This is a genomic window from Variovorax sp. KBS0712 (assembly GCF_006323185.2).
GTDB classification, from domain to species: domain Bacteria; phylum Pseudomonadota; class Gammaproteobacteria; order Burkholderiales; family Burkholderiaceae_C; genus Variovorax; species Variovorax boronicumulans.
Window position 1 is genome coordinate 770,148 of the sequence record NZ_VCCD02000001.1, and the last position, 22,130, is coordinate 792,277.

Annotated in this window: 19 protein-coding genes; 11 read left to right on the plus strand and 8 right to left on the minus strand. The window is 68.2% G+C overall.

Annotated elements, in window-relative coordinates:
* Position 1 precedes the first annotated feature (1 nt).
* From FFI97_RS03455 to FFI97_RS03470, 4 genes are read left to right on the plus strand one after another with little or no spacing between them, the layout of a single operon-like run.
* The gene (locus tag FFI97_RS03455; protein WP_139702860.1) at positions 2 to 1,390 is read left to right on the plus strand and encodes a multicopper oxidase family protein; all 1,389 of its coding nucleotides are present in this window, start codon (positions 2 to 4) and stop codon (positions 1,388 to 1,390) included.
* 32 nt (positions 1,391 to 1,422) lie between these two features.
* Positions 1,423 to 1,935: a plastocyanin/azurin family copper-binding protein gene (locus tag FFI97_RS03460; protein WP_139702861.1), complete on the plus strand. Its 513-nt coding sequence runs from the start codon at positions 1,423 to 1,425 to the stop codon at positions 1,933 to 1,935.
* A gap of 21 nt (positions 1,936 to 1,956) precedes the next feature.
* Entirely contained in the window at positions 1,957 to 2,406 is a 450-nt protein-coding gene (locus FFI97_RS03465) for a DUF411 domain-containing protein (RefSeq protein WP_139702862.1), read from the plus strand.
* Positions 2,407 to 2,454: 48 nt separating this feature from the next.
* Positions 2,455 to 2,745 carry a copper-binding protein gene (locus FFI97_RS03470; RefSeq protein ID WP_062475985.1) on the plus strand — a complete coding sequence of 97 codons (291 nt, stop codon included), beginning with the start codon at positions 2,455 to 2,457 and terminating at the stop codon, positions 2,743 to 2,745.
* 3 nt (positions 2,746 to 2,748) lie between these two features.
* On the opposite strand, the gene FFI97_RS03475 is transcribed toward FFI97_RS03470, so the two are convergent.
* Entirely contained in the window at positions 2,749 to 4,050 is a 1,302-nt protein-coding gene (locus tag FFI97_RS03475; protein ID WP_139702863.1) for an NAD(P)/FAD-dependent oxidoreductase, read from the minus strand.
* 40 nt (positions 4,051 to 4,090) lie between these two features.
* Here FFI97_RS03475 and FFI97_RS03480 point away from each other — a divergent pair, with 40 nt between their 5' ends.
* Genes FFI97_RS03480 through FFI97_RS34380 form a run of 4 tightly spaced genes read left to right on the plus strand, consistent with a single transcriptional unit; the run spans position 4,091 to position 8,307 of the window.
* Positions 4,091 to 5,119, plus strand: coding sequence for a P1 family peptidase (locus FFI97_RS03480; protein WP_144004361.1), 1,029 nt, complete (start codon positions 4,091 to 4,093; stop codon positions 5,117 to 5,119).
* Positions 5,120 to 5,146: 27 nt separating this feature from the next.
* Positions 5,147 to 6,526 (plus strand): TAXI family TRAP transporter solute-binding subunit, encoded by a 1,380-nt coding sequence (locus tag FFI97_RS03485; protein WP_062475995.1) that lies wholly within the window; start codon positions 5,147 to 5,149, stop codon positions 6,524 to 6,526.
* Positions 6,527 to 6,547: 21 nt separating this feature from the next.
* The gene (gene pabB, locus FFI97_RS34375; RefSeq protein WP_409574612.1) at positions 6,548 to 7,678 is read left to right on the plus strand and encodes an aminodeoxychorismate synthase component I; all 1,131 of its coding nucleotides are present in this window, start codon (positions 6,548 to 6,550) and stop codon (positions 7,676 to 7,678) included.
* Complete coding sequence (locus FFI97_RS34380) at positions 7,675 to 8,307, plus strand: aminotransferase class IV (RefSeq protein WP_409574613.1); 633 nt, start codon at positions 7,675 to 7,677, stop codon at positions 8,305 to 8,307. Before pabB ends, FFI97_RS34380 begins: the two co-directional genes overlap by 4 nt.
* A 75-nt stretch (positions 8,308 to 8,382) precedes the next feature.
* Here FFI97_RS34380 and ettA read toward each other — a convergent pair whose 3' ends face one another.
* Positions 8,383 to 10,044: an energy-dependent translational throttle protein EttA gene (gene ettA / locus FFI97_RS03495; RefSeq protein WP_062475998.1), complete on the minus strand. Its 1,662-nt coding sequence runs from the start codon at positions 10,042 to 10,044 to the stop codon at positions 8,383 to 8,385.
* Between the two features lie 294 nt (positions 10,045 to 10,338).
* On the opposite strand from ettA, the gene FFI97_RS03500 reads away from it, so the two are divergent.
* Positions 10,339 to 12,141 carry a DEAD/DEAH box helicase gene (locus FFI97_RS03500; RefSeq protein WP_062476001.1) on the plus strand — a complete coding sequence of 601 codons (1,803 nt, stop codon included), beginning with the start codon at positions 10,339 to 10,341 and terminating at the stop codon, positions 12,139 to 12,141.
* Positions 12,142 to 12,337: 196 nt separating this feature from the next.
* Here FFI97_RS03500 and FFI97_RS03505 read toward each other — a convergent pair whose 3' ends face one another.
* A complete protein-coding gene (locus FFI97_RS03505; RefSeq protein WP_139702864.1) occupies positions 12,338 to 13,726 on the minus strand; it encodes a hypothetical protein in 1,389 nt (462 codons plus the stop codon).
* 130 nt (positions 13,727 to 13,856) lie between these two features.
* On the opposite strand from FFI97_RS03505, the gene FFI97_RS03510 reads away from it, so the two are divergent.
* Positions 13,857 to 14,906, plus strand: coding sequence for an endonuclease/exonuclease/phosphatase family protein (locus FFI97_RS03510; RefSeq protein ID WP_139702865.1), 1,050 nt, complete (start codon positions 13,857 to 13,859; stop codon positions 14,904 to 14,906).
* A gap of 9 nt (positions 14,907 to 14,915) precedes the next feature.
* Here FFI97_RS03510 and FFI97_RS03515 read toward each other — a convergent pair whose 3' ends face one another.
* From FFI97_RS03515 to FFI97_RS03535, 5 genes are all read right to left on the minus strand, one after another.
* Entirely contained in the window at positions 14,916 to 16,115 is a 1,200-nt protein-coding gene (locus tag FFI97_RS03515) for a mandelate racemase/muconate lactonizing enzyme family protein (RefSeq protein WP_139702866.1), read from the minus strand.
* 86 nt (positions 16,116 to 16,201) lie between these two features.
* Positions 16,202 to 17,212: a TRAP transporter substrate-binding protein gene (locus FFI97_RS03520; RefSeq protein WP_062476013.1), complete on the minus strand. Its 1,011-nt coding sequence runs from the start codon at positions 17,210 to 17,212 to the stop codon at positions 16,202 to 16,204.
* A 61-nt stretch (positions 17,213 to 17,273) separates the two neighbouring features.
* The gene (locus FFI97_RS03525; RefSeq protein ID WP_070062487.1) at positions 17,274 to 18,575 is read right to left on the minus strand and encodes a TRAP transporter large permease; all 1,302 of its coding nucleotides are present in this window, start codon (positions 18,573 to 18,575) and stop codon (positions 17,274 to 17,276) included.
* The gene (locus FFI97_RS03530; protein ID WP_223301408.1) at positions 18,572 to 19,123 is read right to left on the minus strand and encodes a TRAP transporter small permease; all 552 of its coding nucleotides are present in this window, start codon (positions 19,121 to 19,123) and stop codon (positions 18,572 to 18,574) included. The genes FFI97_RS03525 and FFI97_RS03530 overlap by 4 nt, the downstream gene beginning before the upstream one ends.
* 54 nt (positions 19,124 to 19,177) lie before the next feature.
* A complete protein-coding gene (locus FFI97_RS03535; protein ID WP_062476018.1) occupies positions 19,178 to 19,927 on the minus strand; it encodes a FadR/GntR family transcriptional regulator in 750 nt (249 codons plus the stop codon).
* 214 nt (positions 19,928 to 20,141) lie between these two features.
* On the opposite strand from FFI97_RS03535, the gene FFI97_RS03540 reads away from it, so the two are divergent.
* Positions 20,142 to 21,881, plus strand: coding sequence for an IlvD/Edd family dehydratase (locus FFI97_RS03540; RefSeq protein ID WP_139702867.1), 1,740 nt, complete (start codon positions 20,142 to 20,144; stop codon positions 21,879 to 21,881).
* Positions 21,882 to 22,130: the final 249 nt, after the last annotated feature.

The following is a 22,130-nucleotide window of genomic DNA, read 5'->3' on the forward strand; positions in this document are numbered from 1 at the left end:
CATGAACCGTCGCAACTTCTTTGCGGGCGCCGCCACGGCCGTGGCCGCCACCACCGTGAGCCGCGTGAGCATGGCCGCGCTGCCCGAGCCGGTGACGCAGGCATCGACCGCCACCGCGCCGCCGCTCGTGCCGCCCAACGGCCGCCCCTACAACCCCGTCGTCACGCTCAACGGCTGGACGCTGCCCTGGCGCATGAACGCCGGCGTCAAGGAATTCCACCTCGTCGCCGAACCCGTCGTGCGCGAGATGGCGCCCGGCTTCAAGGTCAACATGTGGGGCTACAACGGCCAGTCGCCCGGCCCGACCATCGAGGTGGTTGAGGGCGACCGCGTGCGCATCTTCGTGACCAACAAGCTGCCCGAGCACACCACCGTGCACTGGCACGGCCAGCGCCTGCCCAACGGCATGGACGGCGTGGGCGGCATCACGCAGCCGCACATCCCGCCGGGCAAGACCTTCGTCTACGAGTTCACGGCGCGCCGCCCCGGCACCTTCATGTACCACCCGCACGCCGACGAGATGGTGCAGATGGCGATGGGGATGATGGGCTTCTGGGTCACGCACCCGAAGGCGGAGCATCCGCTGATCGAGAAGGTCGACCGCGACTTCTGCTTCCTGCTCGGCAGCTTCGACGTGGAGCCCGGCAGCGCCACGCCCAAGGTCAACACCATGACCGACTTCAACATCTGGAGCTTCAACAGCCGCGTGTTCCCGGCCATCGACACGCTCAACGTGCGCAAAGGCGACCGCGTGCGCATCCGCGCGGGCAACCTCACGATGACCAACCACCCGATCCACATCCACGGCCACGAGTTCGAGGTCACGGGCACCGACGGCGGCCCCGTGCCGCGCACCGCGCGCTGGCCCGAGGTGTCGGTGGACGTGGCGGTGGGCCAGATGCGGCAGATGGAGTTCATCGCCGACGAAGAAGGCGACTGGGCGCTGCACTGCCACAAGGCGCACCACACGATGGGCCCGATGGGTCACGACGTGCCGACCATGATCGGCGTGGACCACAAGGGCGTGGCCGAGAAGATCAAGAAGCTCGTGCCCGACTACATGGTGATGGGCGACAAGGGCATGGCCGACATGGGCGAGATGGAAATGCCCATTCCCGACAACACGATGCCCATGATGACCGGCACCGGCCCCTTCGGCTCGGCCGAGATGGGCGGCATGTTCACGCTGCTCAAGGTGCGGCGCGACCAGAAGCCGGGCGACTACCGCGACCCGGGCTGGTTCAAGCACCCGGCCGGCACGGTCGCGCGCGAGGTGTCGGCCAGCGGTGCGCCGGTGGCGCCGCGCAAGACGGGCGCCGCGCCCGCGAGCCCCGACAGCGGCAGCGCCACCGTGCGCAAGCCCTCGGGCCATGGGGCCCACAACCATTGATCGCATCGATCCAACTTTTTGAGATTCCATTCATGAACACCCGTTTCTCACCCCTCGTCGCCGGCATCGCACTGGCTGCCGTCACCACGTTCGCCACAGCCCACGAAAGCCACGTACCCAAGGCCGGCACCGCCACGCTCGCGCCCGAGCAGAAAGCCTGGGGCATCGCCGGCAAGGCCAGCGCCGTGAAGCGCACCATCGACATCGCGATGGCGGACGACATGACCTTCACGCCCTCGGTCTTGGAGGTGCGCGAAGGCGACACCATCCGCCTGCGGCTGAAGAACCGCGGCAAGGACCTGCACGAGCTGGTGCTGGGCACCGCCGCCGTCATCGAGGACCACGCCGCCATGATGAAGAAGCACCCCGGCATGGAACACGACGAGCCCTGGATGGCGCATGTGCAGCCGGGCAAGACCGGCGAACTGATCTGGACCTTCAACCGCGCCGGCGACTTCGACTTCGCCTGCCTCGTGAAGGACCACTACGAGCTCGGCATGGCCGGCCGCGTGCGCGTGCGGGCCGCTGCCGCGCCCGCACGATGACCCACTGAAAGGAACCCCACCATGCAACGACGAACCCTCCTGAAACTCGCCGCCGCCACCGCGTCCCTGCCGCTCGCCGCGCAGGCCGCCGCACCGATGGTCGAGATCTGGAAAGACCCGAACTGCGGCTGCTGCCAGGACTGGGTCAAGCACCTCAACAAGAACGGCTTTGCCACGCGCGTGCACGACGAGGGCAACGGCCCGGCGCGCGAGCGGCTCGGCATTCCGGCCAAGCTGGGTTCGTGCCACACCGGCCGCGTCGGCGGCTACGCCATCGAGGGCCACGTGCCGGCGCGCGAGATGCAGCGCCTGCTGAAGGAAAAGCCCAAGGCCATCGGCCTGGCCGTGCCCGGCATGCCCATCGGCTCGCCCGGCATGGACGGCCCGGCCTACGGCAACCAGCGCGACGCCTACGACGTGCTGCTGGTGCTGGCCGACGGCAGCACGCGTGTCTTCCAGAGCTACCGCTGACCCCCCTCTTACCCTTCATCCCATCCAAACAAGGAAGGAACCCCGACCATGAAAAAAGTCCTCACCGCCCTCTCCACCCTCGTGCTCGCCGCCGCGGCGTTCGCGCAGGCCGCACTGCCCCAGGTCGACGGCGAAGTCCGCAAGGTCGACACCGACGCCAAGAAGATCACCCTGCGCCACGGCGACATCCCGAACCTCGAGATGACCGGCATGACCATGGTGTTCCGCGTGAGCGACCCGGCGCTGCTCGCCAAGGTGAAGGCCGGCGACAAGGTGAAGTTCACCGTCGACAAGGTCGACGGCGCACTCACCGTGCTGTCGATCACGCCGGCGAACTGAACCTCAGGACCTGAACCGCCCCGGATCGAAGGGCGCCAGCGGTATCTCCGGCGCAACGCCCGCCAGCAGCTGCGCCGCCAGCCGCCCTGTTCGCGCCGAGCCGCACAGGCCGACGTGGCCATGCCCGAAGGCCAGCACGATGTCGGCGCTGGCCGCCGACGGGCCGATGCACGGCAGTCCGTCGGGCAGGCTCGGGCGGTGTCCGAGCCAGTGCGCCACCGAAGGCGCATCGGGCGCGGGCGGCGCCAGCGACGGAAACATCGATTGCAGATGCGCGTGCAGGATCTCGGCGCGGCGCCAGTCGGGCGCCGCTTCGAGGCCCGCGATCTCCACCTGGCCCGCCGCGCGCAGGCCGCCGTCCATCCAGTGCGCGATGAGTTTGCCGTCGGCCACCATGGTCGGCGTGCGCGGGCCGGCCGTGGCGCCTTCGAGCACCACGTGGTAGCCGCGCTCGGACTCCAGCGGCACCGCCGAGCCGGCCGCGGCGGCCAGCGGGCCCGAGCGCGCGCCGGCGCAGATGGCGGCGCCGTCGCAGGCGATCTCGCCGGCCTCCGTGCGCACGGCGCGCAGCCGGCCGCCCTCGATGCGAAAGCCGGTGGCCCGCGCGGCGACGCGTTCGGCGCCCGCAGCGAGCGCATGGTGCGCCAGGGCCGCCACGTAGGCGCCCGGGTTGCGGCAGTGGCCGGCTTCGGGCACGAAGATGCCGAGCGTGTAGCGCGCGGCCAGATCGGGCTCGCGGCGGTGCAGTTCGTCCGCCGGCCATTCTTCCCACTGGACACCCACGCGCCGGCGCACGCGCCAGCCCAGCGCATCGCCGTCGAACTCGGCGTGCGAACGGTAGGCATGCAGCAGCCCGCGCCGCTCGATGAGCTGCGGCACGCCGGCCTCGGCGGCCAGTTGCGCATGCAGCGCGGGCGCATCGGCCAGCAGCGTGCGCAATGCGTCGGCGGTGCGCTGCACGCGCGCCTCGGTCCAGCCCGAGGCCAGGTAGCGCAACAGCCACGGCAGCGCGCGCGGCAGGTGGCGCCAGCGCAACGCCAGCGGCCCGAGCGGGTCGGCCAGCCAGCCCGGCACCTTGCGCCAGGCCCCCGGCAGCGCGGGCGGCACCACGGAGTGCGATGACAGCCAGCCGGCGTTGCCGTAGCTCGTGGCCTGCGGGCCACCCGGCTCGCCGGGCTCCACCAGCGTCACGCGCAAGCCCGCGCGCAGGGCCTCGATGGCGGTGGCGCAGCCCACCGCGCCCGCACCGATCACCACCACGTGGCGGCTGCCGCCCTCGGGGGAGAAACTTCTTGCAACTGTCATTGTGGGGATCGTAAAGGTCGCGGTCCCATAATCGGCCGCCATGTCCGCTGCGTCTTCTTCCCCCTCTTCTCGCGCCGGTGCCATCACCGACGTCGCCGGCATCGAAGTCGGCCATTTCTCCGACACCCGCCGCCCCACCGGCTGCACCGTGATCATTGCGCGCGACGGCGCCGTGGCCGGTGTCGATGTGCGCGGCGCCGCGCCCGGCACGCGCGAGACCGACCTGCTCTCGCCCGGCAACCTCGTGCAGGAAGTGCACGCCGTCATGCTCGCCGGCGGCAGCGCCTGGGGCCTGGCCGCCGCCGAGGGCGCGATGCGCTGGCTCGAAGAGCGCGGCGTCGGCATGGACGTGCGCTTCGGCACCCTGCCCATCGTGCCGGCCGCCGTGCTGTTCGACCTGCCGATGGGCGACGCGCGCATCCGCCCCGACGCGGCCGCGGGCTACGCCGCCTGCGAAGCCGCCTCGACCGACGCGCCCGCCGAAGGCAACGTGGGCGCGGGCACCGGCGCGCTGGTGGGCAAGCTGTTCGACGTGCACCGCGCGATGAAGGGCGGCATCGGCACCGCCTCGGTCACCGTCGGCGGCGTGACCGTGGGCGCACTCATCGCGGTCAATTCGCTGGGCGACGTGATCGACCCCGACACTGCCCTGCCCGTGGCCGGCGCGCGCACCGAGGACGGCGCCGCCCTGCTCGACACGCGCCGCGCGCTGCTGCGCGGCGAGCTGCCCAAGCCGCTGCTGGCGGGCACCAACACCACCATCGGCGTGATCGCCACCGACGCGGTGCTGACCAAGGTGCAGGCCAACCGCCTGGCCATGGTGGCGCACGACGGCCTGGCGCGCGCCATCAACCCGGTGCACACAATGAGCGACGGCGACACGCTGTTCGCGCTGGCCACCGGCCGCGTGCCGCTCGAAGGCGATGCGCCCGGCATGACCGTGCTGAGCACCATGGCCGCCGAAGCCACCGCCATCGCCACCGTGCGCGCGGTGCGCGCCGCACGCGCGATGACCGTGGGCGAGCTGCACATTCCCTGCGCCGCCGACCTGGCCGCACCGCGCGGCTGACCCGCGCACTGCACGACGAGGCACCCCATGGCGTTTCCCCGCACCCTGAAGCTGATCCTGCTGTCGATCCGCGACCTGATCGCCTCGGCCGGCCCGATCGTGTTCATCGTCATCGGCCTGCTGATTGCGGCCTACTGGTGGCTGCAGCCGCAACCGCCCAAGCACGTGACGCTGGCCACCGGCCCCACGGGCAGCGCCTATGCGCAGTTCGGCAAGCGCTACGCCGACGCCTTGAAACACAGCGGCATCACCGTCGAGCTCAAGGCCACCTCGGGCTCGACCGAGAACCTGCAGCTGCTGCGCACCGGCGGCGCCGACGTGGCCTTCGTGCGCGGCGGCAGCGCCGACCCGGTGGCCGACGAAGAGGCCGGCCTGCGCTCGCTGGGCGCGCTGTTCTTCGAGCCGATCTGGCTCTTCTACCGCACCGACACCGCGCAGAAGATCGACCGCAAGACCGGCACCCTCACATCGCTCACGCAGCTGCGCGGCCTGCGCGTGAACGTCGACCTGCCCGGCAGCGGGCTGCCCGAGATCATGGAGCGGCTGCTCAAGGCCAACCGGCTCGGGCCCGACGACCTGCTGCTGTCGAACCTCGAGCAGGCCGCTGCCGCCGAGGCGCTGCAGGCCGGGCTGCTCGACGCCATCGTGCTGTTCTCGGCACCGCAGTCGCCGCAGGTACAGCGGCTGCTGCGCGCCGGCGACATCCAGCTCATGGACTTCGGCCAGGCCGAGGCCTACACGCGGCGCTTTCCGTTCCTCTCGGCCGTGTCGCTGCCGCGCGGCGTGGTCGACCTCTCGAAAGACCTGCCGCTGCACGACGTGTCGCTGCTGGCCGCCACCACCTCGCTGCTGTCGCGCGACGAGACCCACCCGGCCCTGCGCCAGCTGTTCGCGCAGGCCGCGCAGACCGTGCACAGCGACGCCGGCTGGTTCAATCGCGCGCGCGATTTCCCCAACACCCGCACCAGCGAACTGCCCGTGAGCCCCGAGGGCGACCGCGCGATCAACGGCACGCCGCCCTTCTGGCAGCGCTACCTGCCGTTCTGGGCCAGCAACCTGGTCGAGCGCATGTGGCTGGTGCTGGGCGGCGTGCTGGTGCTGATGCTGCCGCTGAGCCGCGTGATCCCGCCGCTGTACCAGTTCCGCGTGCGCCGCCGCGTGTTCCGCTGGTACGCGCGGCTGCGCGACATCGAGGCCAAGGTGGACGGGCGCCAGAGCCAGGCCGAGCGCGACAAGCTGCTGGAAGAACTCGACGACCTCGACCGCGTGGTCAACAAGGTGGCCGTGCCGCTGTCGTACGCCGACGAGCTCTACGCGCTGCGCAACAACATCTACGCGGTGCGCAAGCGGGCACTCGCGGGATCGGCGGGGGCAGCCGCCGCTGCGCCGGTCCGCGCGGCCACCTGACAAAAAGGCCCGGGCGCGCGCTTGCTGTCCACGCTGATCGATTTCGCCGACCCGCGCACCGACGGGGCGACCCGGCTGCGCGCCGCCTTCGGCGCACCGGTGCGCGTGCTCGTCGCCCATGCGCCGCACGAGGTGCGCCCTGTGCTGGAGGCCGTCGAGGCGCTGGCCCGCGAAGGCCGCTGGTGCGTCGGCCACCTGCGCTACGAGGCCGCCGCGGCGTTCGATGCGGCATTCGAGGTGCACGCGCCCGACGGGCCGCTGGCCTGGTTCGGCGTGCATGACGAAGTGCTGCCATGGCCGGACGCGCCGGTGCCCGCTGTCGCTCCCGTCGCGTGGACGGCCGACCTGTCGCGCGAGGCCTTCGACCGCCACATGGCCACGATCCACCGCGCCATCGCCGACGGCGTGCTGTACCAGCTCAACTACACGGCGCCGCTGCGCGCAGCCTTCGACGGCGACGCGCAGGCCTGGTTCCACGCGCTGCGCCAGGCACAGCCCAACGGCTACGGCGCCTTCATCGACACCGGCGACGAGCAGGTGCTGTCGGTGTCGCCCGAGCTGTTCTTCGACCGCGACGGCGACCGCATCCTCGTGCGCCCCATGAAGGGCACCGCCCCGCGCGGCGCCACGCCCGCCGAGGACGCGGCCCACGCACTGCGGCTGCGCACCGTGCCCAAGGAACGCGCCGAAAACGTGATGATCGTGGACCTGATCCGCAACGACCTCTCGCGCGTGGCCCAGCCCTTCTCGGTGCGCGTGCCGCGCCTCTTCCACACCGAGGCGCTGCCCACCGTGTGGCAGATGACCTCCGACGTGGAAGCCCGCCTGCGCGAAGGCACGACGCTGGCCGACCTGTTCGCAGCGCTGTTCCCCTGCGGTTCCATCACGGGCGCGCCGAAGGTGAGCGCCATGCGCATGATCCGCGCGCTGGAGCCCGACGCGCGCGGCGTGTACTGCGGCGCCGTGGGCGTGGTGCGGCCCGGCGGGCACGCGACCTTCAACGTGCCGATCCGCACCGTCACGCTGCGCGACGGCGCCGCGCGCTGCGGCATCGGCAGCGGCATCACGGCCGATGCGCAAGCGGATGCGGAGTGGGACGAATGGCGGCACAAGCGTGCTTTCCTCAACGCAGCGGTATCTTCGCAACCATGACCTCCTTCGAGCTGCTCGAAACCCTGGCGCTGACCGATGGCATGCTGCGCGATGCGCCCGCGCACCTCGCCCGCATGCGCAACGCGGCGGCGCACTTCGGCTATCCGTGGCACGAAGCACACCTGACGGCCTGCCTGGACCAACTACGCACCACGCATGCCGCAGGCACATGGCGCGTGCGCCTGCTGCTCGACGCACAAGGCCAACCGCGCGCCGAAGCCTTCGCCATGGACGCCCCGCCACCGCGCGTGCGCGTGCAACTGGCCGCGCGCGCCTTCGACGAGGCCGACAGCGAGTTCTCGCGCTTCAAGACCACGCGCCGCGCGCACTACGAAGCCTTCGCGCCCACCGAGCCCGGCGTGTTCGACACGCTGCTGTGGAACCGCGATGGTGAGATCACCGAATGCACGCGCGGCAACATCGCGCTGCAGCTCGATGGCCTCTGGGTCACGCCGCCACTGCATTGCGGGCTGCTCGACGGCATCGGGCGCGCGCGCCGGCTGCGCGATGGGCAACTGGCCGAAGCGGTCGTGCGCGTGGACGACCTGCCGCGCGTCGAGGCCCTCGCCTTCGTCAACAGCCTGCGCGGCTGGCTCGACGCCGACCTCGTCGGCCACGACGCCCCCTGAACGACAAAGCGCGCGGCCCCTTGCGGAACCGCGCGCTCTGGTCGTCGAAGCGGCCGAAGCCGCCTGCGTCTCGTCTTACTTGAGTGCCTTGTAGCGCATGCGCTTGGGCTTGGCGCCTTCTTCGCCCAGGCGCTTCTTCTTGTCGGCTTCGTACTCCTGGTAGTTGCCATCGAAGAAGGTCCACTGGCTGTCGCCTTCGGCCGCCAGGATGTGAGTGGCGATGCGGTCGAGGAACCAGCGGTCGTGGCTGATGACCATCACGGTGCCGGCGAACTCGAGCAGCGCGTCTTCCAGCGCGCGCAGGGTTTCCACGTCCAGGTCGTTCGACGGTTCGTCCAGCAGCAGCACGTTGCCGCCCGCGATCAGCGTCTTGGCCAGGTGCAGACGGCCGCGTTCACCGCCCGACAGCGTGCCGACCTTCTTCTGCTGGTCGGCACCGTTGAAGTTGAAGCGGCCCGCGTACGCGCGGCTGGCCATCTGGAACTTGCCGACGTTGATGATGTCCAGGCCGTTGGAGATGTCTTCCCACACGGTCTTGTCGGACGCCAGCTCGTCGCGGTGCTGGTCGACGAAGGCCATCTTCACGGTCTGGCCGATGACGACCTCGCCCGTGTCCGGCTTTTCCTTGCCCGCGAGCAGCTTGAAGAGCGTCGACTTGCCGGCGCCGTTCGGGCCGATGATGCCGACGATCGCGCCCGGCGGCACGGTGAAGCTCAGGTTGTCGATCAGCATGCGGTCGCCGAAGGACTTGCTGACGCCGTGGAATTCGAACACCTGCTGGCCCAGCCGCTCCGCCACAGGAATGAAGATTTCCTGCGTTTCGTTGCGCTTCTGGTATTCCATGTCGCTCAGCTCTTCGAAGCGGGCCAGGCGCGACTTGCTCTTGGCCTGGCGTGCCTTCGGGTTCTGGCGCGACCACTCGAGTTCCTTCTTCAGGGCCTTGGCGTGGGCTTCTTCGCTCTTTTGCTCCTGCGCCAGGCGTTCGCCCTTCTGCTCGAGCCAGGTGCTGTAGTTGCCCTTCCAGGGAATGCCGCGACCGCGGTCCATTTCCAGGATCCACTCGGCGGCGTTGTCCAGGAAGTAGCGATCGTGGGTGATGGCCACCACGGTGCCCGTGAAGCGCTGCAGGAACACTTCGAGCCACTCGACCGATTCGGCGTCCAGGTGGTTGGTCGGTTCGTCGAGCAGCAGCATGTCGGGCTTGCTCAGCAGCAGGCGGCACAGCGCCACGCGGCGCTTTTCACCACCCGAAAGCAGGCCGATCTTGGCGTCCCACGGCGGCAGGCGCAGCGCGTCGGCGGCAATTTCGAGCTGGTGCTCGGAGTCGGTGCCGGCGGTGGCGATGATGGCTTCGAGCTGGGCCTGCTCGGCCGCCAGCGCGTCGAAGTCGGCATCTTCGGCACCGTAGGCGATGTAGACCTCTTCGAGGCGGGCCTTGGCCGCGAACACCGCGCCCATGGACTCCTCGACCGATTCGCGCACCGTGTGCTCGGCGTTGAGCTTGGGTTCCTGCTCCAGGTAGCCGATCGTCATCCCCGGCATGGGCAGGGCCTCGCCCTCGAATTCCTTGTCCACACCCGCCATGATCTTGAGCAGCGTGGACTTGCCCGAGCCGTTCAGGCCGAGCACGCCGATCTTGGCGCCGGGGAAGAAAGAGAGCGAAATGTCCTTCAAGAGCTGCCGCTTGGGCGGCACGGTCTTGCTGACGCGGTTCATCGAATAGACGTATTGAGCCATCTGTGAATGATTACCTTGGGTAGCTTGGGATTTGCGTAAAAGCACGGTCGTCCGGACAGTGATCCGGGCGCGGCGAACCCATGATTATCGACTCATGCGACAATAGTCCTCGTTGCCGGGTCCAGTTGCCCGCAAACCGGCTCTCTGCCGGGGACGAAGAAAACCCCAAATCACCGCGGGTCTTCCGGCTCCCACCCCTGACCTTCATCTGCCTTGACTGGCTCGGCGTCACCCCAAAACGACGCCTGGCGGGCCGATGCCACTGCGCCGTGTATGGCGCTTGTTGTTTCCACAATGAATTTTGACGAACTGAAGCTGGCTCCCGCCATCTTGAAGGCTGTGCACGAGCACGGCTACGACACCCCCACCCCCATCCAGGCGCAAGCCATTCCCGTGGTCCTCGACGGCCACGACCTGCTGGGCGGCGCCCAGACCGGCACCGGCAAGACCGCGGCCTTCACCCTGCCGATGCTGCACAAGCTCACCATGAGCCGCAGCGCCACCAACAAGTTCGGCGGCATCGGCATCCGTGCCCTCGTGCTGACCCCCACGCGTGAACTCGCGGCCCAGGTCGAAGAGTCGGTGCGCACCTACGGCAAGTACCTGCAGCTCGACTCCACCGTGATCTTCGGCGGCGTGGGCATGAACCCGCAGATCAGCAAGCTCAAGAAGGGCGTCGACATCCTCGTGGCCACCCCCGGCCGCCTGCTCGACCTGCAACAGCAGGGCATGCTCGACCTGAGCCAGGTCCAGATGCTGATCCTAGACGAAGCCGACCGCATGCTGGACATGGGCTTCATCCACGACGTGAAGAAGATCCTGGCCCTGGTGCCCAAGGAAAAGCAGAGCCTGCTGTTCTCGGCCACCTTCAGCGACGAGATCCGCGACCTCGCCGGCTCGCTGCTCAAGAACCCGCAGAGCATCCAGGTCACGCCGCGCAACACCACGGTGCAGCGCATCACGCAGGTGATCCACCCCGTGGGCCGCGGCAAGAAGAAGGCGCTGCTCGCGCACATCATCAACGAGAACAAGTGGAGCCAGGTGCTCGTGTTCACGCGCACCAAGTTCGGCGCCAACAGCGTGGCCGAGTTCCTCACCAAGAACGGCATCGAGGCGATGGCGCTGCACGGCAACAAGAGCCAGAGCGCCCGCACGCAGGCGCTGGCCGGCTTCAAGAGCGGCGACATCCGCGCCCTGGTGGCCACCGACATCGCTGCCCGCGGCATCGACATCGACGAGCTGCCGCACGTCGTGAACTACGAGATCCCGAACGTCAGCGAAGACTACGTGCACCGCATCGGCCGCACCGGCCGCGCCGGTTCGAGCGGCGAGGCCGTGAGCTTCGTGTGCCTGGACGAAGAAGGCTTCATGCAGGAAATTGAACGCTTCACGAAGCAGACGATCCCGGTGCAGAAGGTCGAGGGCTTCGGTCCTGAAGAAGGCGAACGCGCCGAGCCGATCGCCATGGGTCGCCAGACGATCTGGGGCGGCGCCGGCCGTCCGCCGAGCCGCGAAGTCATGCAGGCAGCCGCCAAGGCCGCCCGCACCGAAATGATGTCGCGCATCCGCGAGAACAAAGCCGGCCAGGGTGGCGGCAACGGCGGTGGTGGCGGCGGCAATGGCGGCGGTCAACGCCGTGGTGGCGGCCAAGGCGGCGGCGGTCAAGGCCGCAATGCCAACGGTGGCGGCCAAGGCCAGGGCCAGGGCCCGCGCGGCCAGGGCGCAGCCCGTCCCGCACAGGGCCGCGGCCCGCAGCAAGGCCAGCCGCGCGCGCCGCAGCAGCCGCATCACCACGCACCGCACGAAGAGCGCCAGCCGCGCCATCACGGCAACAGCCACAGCCCGACGCAGGCCAACCAGGTCGCGCACCTGCGCGCCGAAGCCGTGGCAGGCGGCGGTGCCGGCCAGCCGGATCCGTTGCGCACGAGCGTCGACCACATGGGTGGTCGCGGTCGCGGCGGCCGTCCGGGTGGCGGTGGCGGCTACGGCGGCAACCGGTCGGGTGGCGGTGGCCGCTCGGGTGGTGGCGGTGGTGGCTACGGCGGTGGCGGTGGTGGCCGCTCCGGCGGCGGCGGTGGCCGTTCGTTCGGTCGCTGACAAGACACCGCGGGTGGCACGCCACCCGGAAACTGAAAAAGGGCACCTCGGTGCCCTTTTCTTTTGAGCTCCCGCAGGAGCAGCCGTCAGCGCGGCGGCGCCGCCTGCATCCGGGCCACGGGAACCAGCGCGCCTGCGCAGGCCACGGCCAGACCAAGGCCGTGCAGCAGCGTGCGCCGATGCGCCGCGGCTGCGTTCACTGTTCGACTGCAGTGATCTTCTTGATGCCTTCTGAAGGCGGCTTGGCTGCGGCCTCCCAAAGCTGCAGGGCGTAGCCGTAGTCGGTCAGATAGACGTAGGTGTCGGTCCGTTCGAGCGAATCGGGCTGCATGCGGCACTCCAGGCGCCTGGCGTCGCCACTCAGGGCAGGATGAAGCTCGGCAGCCGCGCCCACGCCGACGACCTTGCAGACCGTCGTGTAGTCGTAGGTCACTCCGCCGATCATGCTGAACAAGCTCAGTTTCTTCGTCTCATAGCGCAACTCCGAGCCCACGGCCATGCGTTGCCAGTCGCCCGTCAACGTGAGATCGGTCATGGCCTGGCTGATCGTGTCGGAGCCAGGAAGAAAGTTGACGAAGCTGCTCAAGTCGACCAGGCCCAGGAATGAAGCGGTCTGCGACCGCGTGCCGTCCGCGGGGCCTGTGCCGGTCTTCGTCCGGGTTCGGAACATGGAAGCTGTCGCGTCCGGCGCAATCTGGAGCTCATTGCGGGTCGGCGTCGTCTTCCCGTCGCGGGTCCATGTGCCTTCGAGCACGACGCGCTTCAGGCGCTTGGGCGCCGGTGGAAGCCCCAGCTGGGAAACAGCCTTCATCACCGCCGGGCTCGGCGGCGTCAGGCCTGCGGGATCAGGCAGCGCCTTGGCGCGAGAAGTGAAGGCAGGCAACGCCTGCCCTGCCGAAGCACCGCTGCAGGCCGCTTTGAAGAGCGCCTTGTAATCCGCATTCGTGTCGCCGCCGACCGTGTACGACTTCGCCCTGTCGCCTTCAACCCGGCCGTCCGTGACACGGCCGCGCTCGTCGATGTCGAATCCGCTCACCTGGGCATAGGATTGCGATGGGCACGCGAGCCTGAAGCGCTCGCGCTTCTGCCCAAAGGGTGCCCGGTAAGGCAGGTCGAAGTCCATGCGCGGATAGTCGAACGCGCCCCAGAAGAGCAAGGCGCCCTCGGAGGTCTCGACGCTTGCGATGTCGATGAGCGTGAATGTGCCGTCTGCGCGGCGTTGCACCTCGCGCCAATCGGGCGGGGTCGCGCGGCATGCGCGTTCGACCGCCGGCTGCGCTTTCAGGGCCAATGCCTGGCGCTCGTCCAGTTCCTTGCGCACGCCATACCGCCGGCCGGTCACCGGATAGCTGCGGCCGGTGCGCAGATCGGAGTAGAGCAACCACGCCTGGGGCGCATTGCACGCGACAGTGAAGTTGCGCGTCTCGGGCCCATCTTCCAGGGCAAAGGACACATGGTCCTCGACGCGCAGCAGGCTGTGTTCGACAAGGCTGCCGCCGAAGGACATCGACGGATGGCTCCTGGACGCGCAGCCCGCAACGAGCAGCGCCGCCACGGCGCAGGTGGTGATATGGATGAGCTTCATGCATTCCGCGCTGGGCGGCTCCCCGGTTTCGTTGTTGTTTCTTGCGGCCGGCCTCGCCATCGAATGACATGGACGACATGGCGGGCGCACCTCAGCTTGAAATCCTAACCCGGGACACAATCGCGTTTCCATGCCATACATCCCGCCCAACTACGCCACGCTCTTCGTCGCGACCTGCAACCTGCTCAACCTCGCGAACCCCAACCGCGTGTACTACGAGAACCAGGACGCCTACAACGAGCGCGAATACGAACGCAAGATCGACTGGATCGGCGAGCGCATCCACGCACTCAATGCCGACGTGCTCGCGGTGCAGGAGGTGTGGGATGAGGCTGCGCTGAAGGCCGCCATCGGGCGCAGCGGCCTGCGCTACGACTTCGTCTCGGTGCCGGGCGCCGAGAACTCGCCGCCGCCCGGCAGCCCGCCGGGCACGCCCGGGCGGCCGGGCGCACAGGGCACGCCGCGCGTCGGCATCGTCACGCGTCTGCAGGTGGACAGCGTGCAGTCCTTCGTCGACTTTCCCGCGGGCTTCGGCGTCGAGGTGCCGGGCATCGGCCCGCACACGCGCTTCGAGCGCCCGCCCCTGCTGGCCACCGTGCGCATGAAGCACGGCCAGCAGGTGCATGTGCTGACGGTGCACCTGAAGTCCAAGCGCCCCAAGTTCCTGCAGGACGCGCAAGGCAACCACCTCGAAGACCGCGACGACCGCAAGATCGGCGCCATGGCCTCGCTGCGCTCGCTGCTGATGCGCGGCGCCGAGGCCGCGGCCCTGCGCTGCATCGTGATCGACCTGCTGCAGGGCACCAACGTGCCGCTGGTGGTGATGGGCGACTTCAACGACAACCCGCACAGCGTGACCACGCAGCTGGTGGCCGCCACCTCCGAAGTGGCCTACGACAAGGCCGCGCGCGACGTGGCGCTGTTCAACGCCTACGAGATGCAGGGCGAGTCGGCGCTGAAGAAGGACGTGGCCTATTCGCACATCCACCAGGGCTTTCCGGACGTGCTCGACCAGATCCTCGTGAGCGAAGAGTTCGTCGCCAGCAGCCGCCACAGCCTGGGCGACGTGCGCCGCGTCGACTACTTCAACGACCACCTGCACGAAGGCCGCGACCGCTCGCGCTCGGACCACGGCTTCGTGCGCGCCCTGCTGCGGCTGCGCACCGACGACAACCGCTGACGAACGGCGCTACGCCGCCTTCGACACCCGCACGATCGCGTCGGCGCGCTTGTGCAGGTCGGGCAGCAGCTCCAGGCCGAGGCCGGGCTTGTCGTTGAGGCTGATCATCCCGTTCTCGACCTTCGGCAACTCGGTGACGAGCTCCTTGTACCAGCCGGTGAAGAAGGCGCGCACGCTCTCCTGGATGAGCGCGTTGGGCGCGTGCAGGCTCAGGTGCGTGGAAGCGGCCCAGACCACGGGCCCCGTGCAATCGTGCGGCGCCACGGGCAGCTGCCAGGCGTCGGCCATGGCGGCGATCTTGCGCGCCTCGGTGAGGCCGCCGCACCAGCTCAGGTCGAGCATCGCGACGCCGGCCACGCCGGTCTGCAGGTAGTCCTTGAAGCCCCACTTGTAGCTCAGCGTCTCGCTGGCGCAGACGAGCGCCTGGCAGTCCTTGGCGTACTGCTTGAGCAGGTCGAGGCTGTCCATGCGGATGGCGTCTTCGTGCCAGAAGGTGTCGAACTCCTGCAGCGCGCGCGCGATCTTCTGCGCCATCGGCAGCCGCCACAGGCTGTGGAACTCGACCATGATGTCCATCTTGCCGCCCACCGCCTGGCGGATCTTGCGGAAGGGCTCGAGCGCGGTGTCGAGATCGGCGTTGCTGATGTACTGCCCGTAGCTCTTCTCCGCCGCCGGGTCGAAGGGCCAGATCTTCATGGCCGTGATGCCTTCGGACAGCAGCGACTCGGCCAGCTCGTCGGCATGGTGCAGGAAGCCCTGCAGGTCTTCGTACGGCCCGTTGTTGTTGGCCAAGCCCCAGTTCGAGCTGGTCTGGTTGGTGGCGCTGCGGATGTACTGGTAGCCCGCGCAGGTGTTGTAGATGCGGATGGCGTCGCGGCTCTTGCCGCCCAGCGCCGTGTGCACCGGCATGTTGGCGGCCTTGCCGAACAGGTCCCACAGGGCGATGTCGACGGCCGAGTTGCCGCGCGTTTCCACGCCCGACCCACGCCAGCCGAGGTAGCCCGTGATGTCGCGGTTGCGCGCCTCGATCTGCAGCGGGTCGGTGCCGAGCAGCTTCAGCGCCGCCCACTCGTGCAGGTAGGCCTCGACCGCTTCGGCGCCCATGAAGGTCTCGCCGAGGCCGACCAGGCCCTCGTCGGTGTGCAGGCGCACCCACAGGATGTTGGGAAACTCGCCCAGGCGGATGGTTTCGAGCTGCGTGATTTTCATGACAAGGATTCCGCAAAAAGAAAAAGCCGCGGCGGCGGGTGCCGCGCGGCTCTTGCACACATTCAGCGCATGGCCGAAAACCTCGGTCAGCCCCCGCGCGCCTTCTTCAGCGCGTCGGTGACCACGCCCACGGCTTCCGTGCCGATGTTGGGCACGTTCTTGTCGTACACGGGCTTGACCTTCTCCAGCATGCGCTTCTGTTCGGCCGCCGAGACTTCGTTCACCGTCATGGTCTTGCGCAGGCTGGCGAGCGACTTCTCGTTGAGCGCCCGGTTGGCTTCGCGCTGGACCTTCTGGCCTTCCTTCGCGGCCTCGCGCAGCACCGCCTGCTCCTGCGGGTTGAGCTGGTCCCAGAGCTTCTTGCTGTAGAGGATGAGGAAGGGCGTGTAGGCGTGGCGCGTCACGCTCAGGTACTTCTGGACCTCGCTGAACTTGGAGGTCTCGATGGTCACGAAGGGGTTCTCCTGGCCGTCGATGGTGCGGGTCTCGAGTGCGGTGAACACCTCGCCGAAGGCCATGGGCACGGCGTTGGCACCCAGGGTCTTGAACGAATCGAGGAAGATGTTGTTCTGCATCACGCGCAGCTTCACGCCTTCGAAATCCTCGGCCTTGGCCACGGGCTTCTTGCTGTTGGTGAGGTTGCGGAAGCCGTTCTCCCAGTAGGCCAGGTTCACGAGACCGGCGGCTTCGAGCTTCTTGTTGAAGTACTCGCCCGCGGGGCCGTCGAGCACCGCGTCGGCCTCCTTCTCGTTGGCGAACAGGAACGGCAGGTCGAAGGCGCCGAGTTCCTTCACGATGCCCACCAGCGGCGAGCTCGAGGTGCACACCATTTCCTGCGTGCCGGCGCGCAGCGCCTGCGTGGCCGGCAGGTCGCCGCCCGCGGCGCCACCCCAGAAGGCCGTGATCTTCATCTTGCCGCCGGTCTTGGCCGCCAGCACTTCCTGCATCTTCTTCACGCCCACGCCCACGGGGTGGTCTTCGTTCACGCCGTTGGTGAACTTGATCGTGCGTTCGGCAAATTGCGCGAGGGCGCCGGTCGACGCCAGCAGGCCGCCGGCCACGAGGGCGGCGGTCATCAGGGTTCTGCGAAACAACATGCTTGTCTCCTTCGATTCGAGGGGTTGGTTGAACGAACTGACTGACAGGAAAAACGAAGAACTAGCGCCCCATCCACCACTGGAGCGGCACGGTCACGAGCTGCGGGAAGAACACCAGCGTGAACAGCACCACCAGATGGGCGATGAAGAAGGGCATCACGCCCTTGAAGGCATCGTCCATCGAGATGCGCGCCACGCCGCTCACCACGTTGAGCACCGTGCCCACCGGCGGCGTGATCAGGCCGATGGCGTTGTTCATGATGAACAGCACGCCGAAGTACACCGGGTCGATGCCGGCCTTGAGCACCACCGGCATCAGCACCGGCGTGAGGATGAGCACGGTGGGCGTGAAGTCGAGCGCGGTGCCCACGATGACGATCAGCACCATCATCACGAACATCAGCAGCGTCTTGTTGTCCAGGAAAGGCTCCAGCAGCGACACCACCTCGGTCGGGATGTTGGCCACCGTGATGAGCCAGGCGCTCACCATCGCGGCGGCCACGAGGAACATCACGACCGCGGTGGTCTTGCCCGCCGCGAGCGTGAGGCGGTACAGGTCCTTGACCTTGAGTTCGCCATAGATGAAGAGGCCCACCACGAGCGAATAGACGGCCGCGACCACGGCGGCTTCGGTCGGCGTGAAGACACCGAACTTCATGCCACCGATGATGATGATCGGCAGCGCCAGCGCCAGGCTGCCCTGCGCCGTGACCTTCAGCCGCTCGCCCCAGGGCACGCGCGGCGAGGACTTCACGTTGTCCTTCCGGGCCACGATCCACCAGGCCACGCCCACTGCGAGCCCCATCAGGATGCCGGGCACGATGCCCGCGAGGAACAGCTTGGTGATCGACACGTTGCCCGCCACGCCGAACACGATGAGCCCGATCGATGGCGGGATCACCGGCGCGATGATGCCGCCCGCGGCAATGAGGCCGGCCGAGCGGTTCATCTGGTAGCCGGCGGCCTTCATCATCGGGATGAGGAGCGCGGCCAGCGCGGCCGTGTCGGCCACGGCCGAACCCGACAGCGAGGCCATGATGATCGCGGCCAGCACCGCCACATAGCCCATGCCGCCGCGGTAGTGGCCGACCCAGGCCATCGCCAGGTTCACGATGCGCCGGCTGAGCCCGCCCGCGTTCATGAACTCGCCGGCCAGCAGGAAGAACGGCACCGCGAGCAGCGGGAAGTTGTCGGCGCCATCGACGAAGCGCTGCGCAATGATCTGGCTGTCGAAGGCCGGCAGCCCGCCGGTGTAGGCCAGCCAGCCCATCAGCGAGACACCGCACACCAGCAACGAATACGAGATCGGAATGCCCAGTGCCATGGCGCCGAGCAGGGAGACGATGAAGATCGTGACGGTCATTGCGCCACCTTCCCGTGTGCGGCGGCGTCGAGCACCTGTTCTTCGGATTCCATGATCTGGATCAGCTCCTGGTCGGGCACCCGGCCCCTGAACAATCGCCAGAGCTTGTCGATGTTGAAGAGGGCCATCACCACCGACACCACGTAGCCGATGCCGTAGACCCAGATCATCGAGATGCCGACCACGGGCGAGATGTTGGTCACCTGCAGCTCGTGCATCTCGTAGGTGCCCATGAAGAAGAGCACGTTGCAGAACAGCATGAGCGACTGGCTCAGGAAGAAGCAGACCTTCTTGCCCATGAGCGGCAGGTGCTTGATCAGCGTGTCGACACCCAGGTGCGCGCCGTCGCGCATGGCCACCATGGCGCCGATGTAGGTGAGCCAGATGAAGCAGTAGCGCGACATCTCGTCCGACACCGAAATGCCCGAATTGAAACCGTAGCGCAGCACCACGTTGCCGAACACCATGACGACCATCGCCACCATGCACACGACGACGAGGAACTCCAGCAGGCGAAAAAATCCGTCGATAGCCCTTTGCATCAGCATCTGCGTCTCCTGACTTTCCAGTGTTGTTATGGGATGTCTGCGCGGCCGCCGCGTCTAGAGCGGGAAGGCCTTCAGCTGTGTCGCCGGGCGGCTGATGCGCGGAATCTTCTTGCGCGAAGCCAGCACCGTCTCGATGTCGTGGCGCGCACCGTCGATGAGCACCAGAACGGCTTTCTCGGCGGCGGCCGGATCGCGTGCGATGACGGCGTCGAGCACCGCGCGGTGCAGCGGCAGCGAACTCGCGGGCCCGTTCTTGCGGGTGGTCGAAATCTCGAAGCTGGTGCGCAGCAGCGCGCCCAGCGCACGGCTCATCTGCACCAGCATGCGGTTGTGACTGGAGCGGATGAGGCCCTGGTGAAAGCGCAGGTCGGGCGTGATGTAGTCGCCGCCGAATTCGATGGCGCGCTTCATGCCCGCGTAGGCGTCTTCCATGTCGGCGATGTCTTCGGCGGTGGCGCGCTGGGCGGCCAGCGCCACCGCGGCGGGCTCGACCACGCGGCGCAGGTCCTGCAGGTCGCGCAGGAACTCGGCCGACAGGCCCGCCTGCGTCTGCCAGACGATGACGTCGGCGTCGAACCAGTTCCACTGGTCGGGCGGCTGCACGCGCGTGCCCACCTTCGGGCCGCTGGTCACCAGGCCCTTGGCGATCAGCGACTTGATCGATTCGCGCACCACCGTCCGGCTCACGCCGAGCTCTTCGCACAAGAGCGGCTCCGGCGGAATCGACGCGCCGGGCGCATAGCGGCCCGCGACGATGTCGCTGCCGATGCGGTCGACCGTGTTGCCGTGAACGTTCTTGATCATGCCTGCCTGTGGGTGTGTGGTTCTGGTGGTGTCCGGTGCCTGTTTGCCTGCCCGTATCGGGGCCGGATTCAGGCAGCTCCCGCCTGTGCCGGCCACTCGAAAACCCTGAATGCGCGACAGCTCGTCACGCTTATCATATGATGATTGAAACGGTCGTCCCGCAGGAAAAACCCTGAGGATTCCGCTCCAGATCCACGACGAAGAGACACATCCCATGAGCAACGCCCCGAAGAAAAAGCCCGCCAGCGAACTGCGCAGCCAGCAGTGGTTCGGACGCCACGACCGCGACGGTTTCATCTACCGCAGCTGGATGAAGGGCAAGGGCGTGCCGCACGACCAGTTCGACGGCCGCCCGGTCATCGGCATCTGCAACACCTTCAGCGAACTCACGCCCTGCAACTCGCACTTCCGCACGCTCGCCGAGCAGGTGAAGATCGGCGTGTACGAGGCCGGCGGCTTCCCGCTCGAGTTCCCGGTGATGTCGCTGGGCGAGACGCTCCTGCGCCCCACCGCCATGCTGTACCGCAACCTCGCGAGCATGGACGTCGAAGAAAGCATTCGCGGCAACCCGCTCGATGGCGTGGTGCTGCTCATGGGCTGCGACAAGACCACGCCCGCGCTGATGATGGGCGCGGCCAGCGTCGACCTGCCGACCATCGGCGTGTCGGGCGGCCCGATGCTCTCGGGCAAATGGCGCGGGCAAGAATTGGGCTCGGGCACCGGCGTGTGGCAGATGAGCGAACAGGTGCGCGCCGGCACGCTCAAGCTGCAAGATTTCTTCGAGGCCGAGAGCTGCATGCACCGCAGCCACGGCCACTGCATGACGATGGGCACGGCCAGCACCATGGCCAGCATGGTCGAGTCGCTGGGCATCGGCCTGCCGGGCAACGCGGCCTACCCCGCCGTCGACGGCCGGCGCAACGTGCTGGCGCGGCAAGCGGGCCGGCGCATCGTCGACATGGTGCATGAAGACCTCAACATGTCGAAGATCCTTACGCGCCAGGCCATCGAGAACGCGATCAAGGTCAACGCGGCCATCGGCGGTTCGACCAACTTCGTGATCCACCTGCTGGCCATCGCGGGGCGCATGGGCGTCGAGCTCACGCTCGACGACTTCGACCGCCTCGCCGCCGACCTGCCCTGCCTCGTGAACCTGCAGCCCTCGGGCCAGTTCCTGATGGAAGACTTCTGCTACGCGGGCGGCCTGCCCGTGGTCATCAAGGAAATCGCCGACCACCTGCACAAGGACATCCTCACCGTCACCGGCCAGAGCGTGTGGGAGAACGTGAAGGACGCCGAGAACTACAACCCGCAGGTCATCCGCACCCAGGCCGAGCCCTTCAAGGACAAGGCCGGCATCTGCGTGCTGCGCGGCAACCTCGCGCCCAACGGCGCCATCATCAAGCCCAGCGCGGCCACGCCCGAGCTGCTGGTGCACAAGGGCCGCGCCGTGGTCTTCGAGAGCGCCGACGACCTGCACAAGCGCATCGACGACGAGAACCTGGACATCGACGAGCACTGCATCATGGTGCTCAAGAACTGCGGCCCCAAGGGCTACCCCGGCATGGCCGAGGCCGGCAACATGCCGCTGCCACCGAAGGTGCTGCGCAAGGGCATCACCGACATGGTCCGCATCAGCGACGCGCGCATGAGCGGCACCGCCTACGGCACCGTCGTTCTGCACACCGCGCCCGAGGCGGCTGCGGGCGGCCCGCTGGCGCTGGTGCAGGACGGCGACATCGTCGAGCTCGACGTGCCGAACCGCAAGCTGCACCTGCATGTGAGCGACGAGGAACTGGCGAAGCGCCGCGCGAAGTGGGTGGCACCCAAAGCGCTGCTGGACTCGGGGTACTGGAAGCTGTACGTCGACACGGTGCTGCAGGCTGACCAGGGGGCGGACCTGGCCTTTCTGCGTGGTCGTCGTGGGGCTTTTGTGCCGCGAGACAATCACTGATTTGGAGAGATCCAGGGCGCGCTCCCGCCGACGGGGTACCTTGCTCCGCGAATGTCCCCCGCCCTTCGGGCTCCTCCTTGATTTCGCTGCGCAAGGCACCCCGTCGACGTGAGCGGGTTCAGAGCAGTTGTTGATCGGCCCGCACGACGACCGCGCCTCCCGGGCTCAGGGTACTGGGTGCTTCCCGCAGCGAAATCAAGGAGGAGGCCGCAGGCCGGGGGACATTCGCGGAGGGAAGTACCCGGTGGC

Bases quoted from the DNA above. Each gene is read 5' to 3' on its own strand.
- FFI97_RS03475 (WP_139702863.1), bottom strand. From the start codon at position 4,050: ATGACAGTTGCAAGAAGTTTCTCCCCCGAGGGCGGCAGCCGCCACGTG.
- ettA (WP_062475998.1), bottom strand. From the start codon at position 10,044: ATGGCTCAATACGTCTATTCGATGAACCGCGTCAGCAAGACCGTGCCG.
- FFI97_RS03540 (WP_139702867.1), top strand. From the start codon at position 20,142: ATGAGCAACGCCCCGAAGAAAAAGCCCGCCAGCGAACTGCGCAGCCAG.
- FFI97_RS03480 (WP_144004361.1), top strand. From the start codon at position 4,091: ATGTCCGCTGCGTCTTCTTCCCCCTCTTCTCGCGCCGGTGCCATCACC.
- FFI97_RS03465 (WP_139702862.1), top strand. From the start codon at position 1,957: ATGCAACGACGAACCCTCCTGAAACTCGCCGCCGCCACCGCGTCCCTG.
- FFI97_RS34380 (WP_409574613.1), top strand. From the start codon at position 7,675: ATGACCTCCTTCGAGCTGCTCGAAACCCTGGCGCTGACCGATGGCATG.
- FFI97_RS03535 (WP_062476018.1), bottom strand. From the start codon at position 19,927: ATGATCAAGAACGTTCACGGCAACACGGTCGACCGCATCGGCAGCGAC.
- FFI97_RS03510 (WP_139702865.1), top strand. From the start codon at position 13,857: ATGCCATACATCCCGCCCAACTACGCCACGCTCTTCGTCGCGACCTGC.
- FFI97_RS03470 (WP_062475985.1), top strand. From the start codon at position 2,455: ATGAAAAAAGTCCTCACCGCCCTCTCCACCCTCGTGCTCGCCGCCGCG.
- FFI97_RS03525 (WP_070062487.1), bottom strand. From the start codon at position 18,575: ATGACCGTCACGATCTTCATCGTCTCCCTGCTCGGCGCCATGGCACTG.
- FFI97_RS03455 (WP_139702860.1), top strand. From the start codon at position 2: ATGAACCGTCGCAACTTCTTTGCGGGCGCCGCCACGGCCGTGGCCGCC.
- FFI97_RS03485 (WP_062475995.1), top strand. From the start codon at position 5,147: ATGGCGTTTCCCCGCACCCTGAAGCTGATCCTGCTGTCGATCCGCGAC.
- FFI97_RS03515 (WP_139702866.1), bottom strand. From the start codon at position 16,115: ATGAAAATCACGCAGCTCGAAACCATCCGCCTGGGCGAGTTTCCCAAC.
- FFI97_RS03460 (WP_139702861.1), top strand. From the start codon at position 1,423: ATGAACACCCGTTTCTCACCCCTCGTCGCCGGCATCGCACTGGCTGCC.
- FFI97_RS03500 (WP_062476001.1), top strand. From the start codon at position 10,339: ATGAATTTTGACGAACTGAAGCTGGCTCCCGCCATCTTGAAGGCTGTG.
- FFI97_RS03530 (WP_223301408.1), bottom strand. From the start codon at position 19,123: ATGCTGATGCAAAGGGCTATCGACGGATTTTTTCGCCTGCTGGAGTTC.
- FFI97_RS03505 (WP_139702864.1), bottom strand. From the start codon at position 13,726: ATGAAGCTCATCCATATCACCACCTGCGCCGTGGCGGCGCTGCTCGTT.
- FFI97_RS03520 (WP_062476013.1), bottom strand. From the start codon at position 17,212: ATGTTGTTTCGCAGAACCCTGATGACCGCCGCCCTCGTGGCCGGCGGC.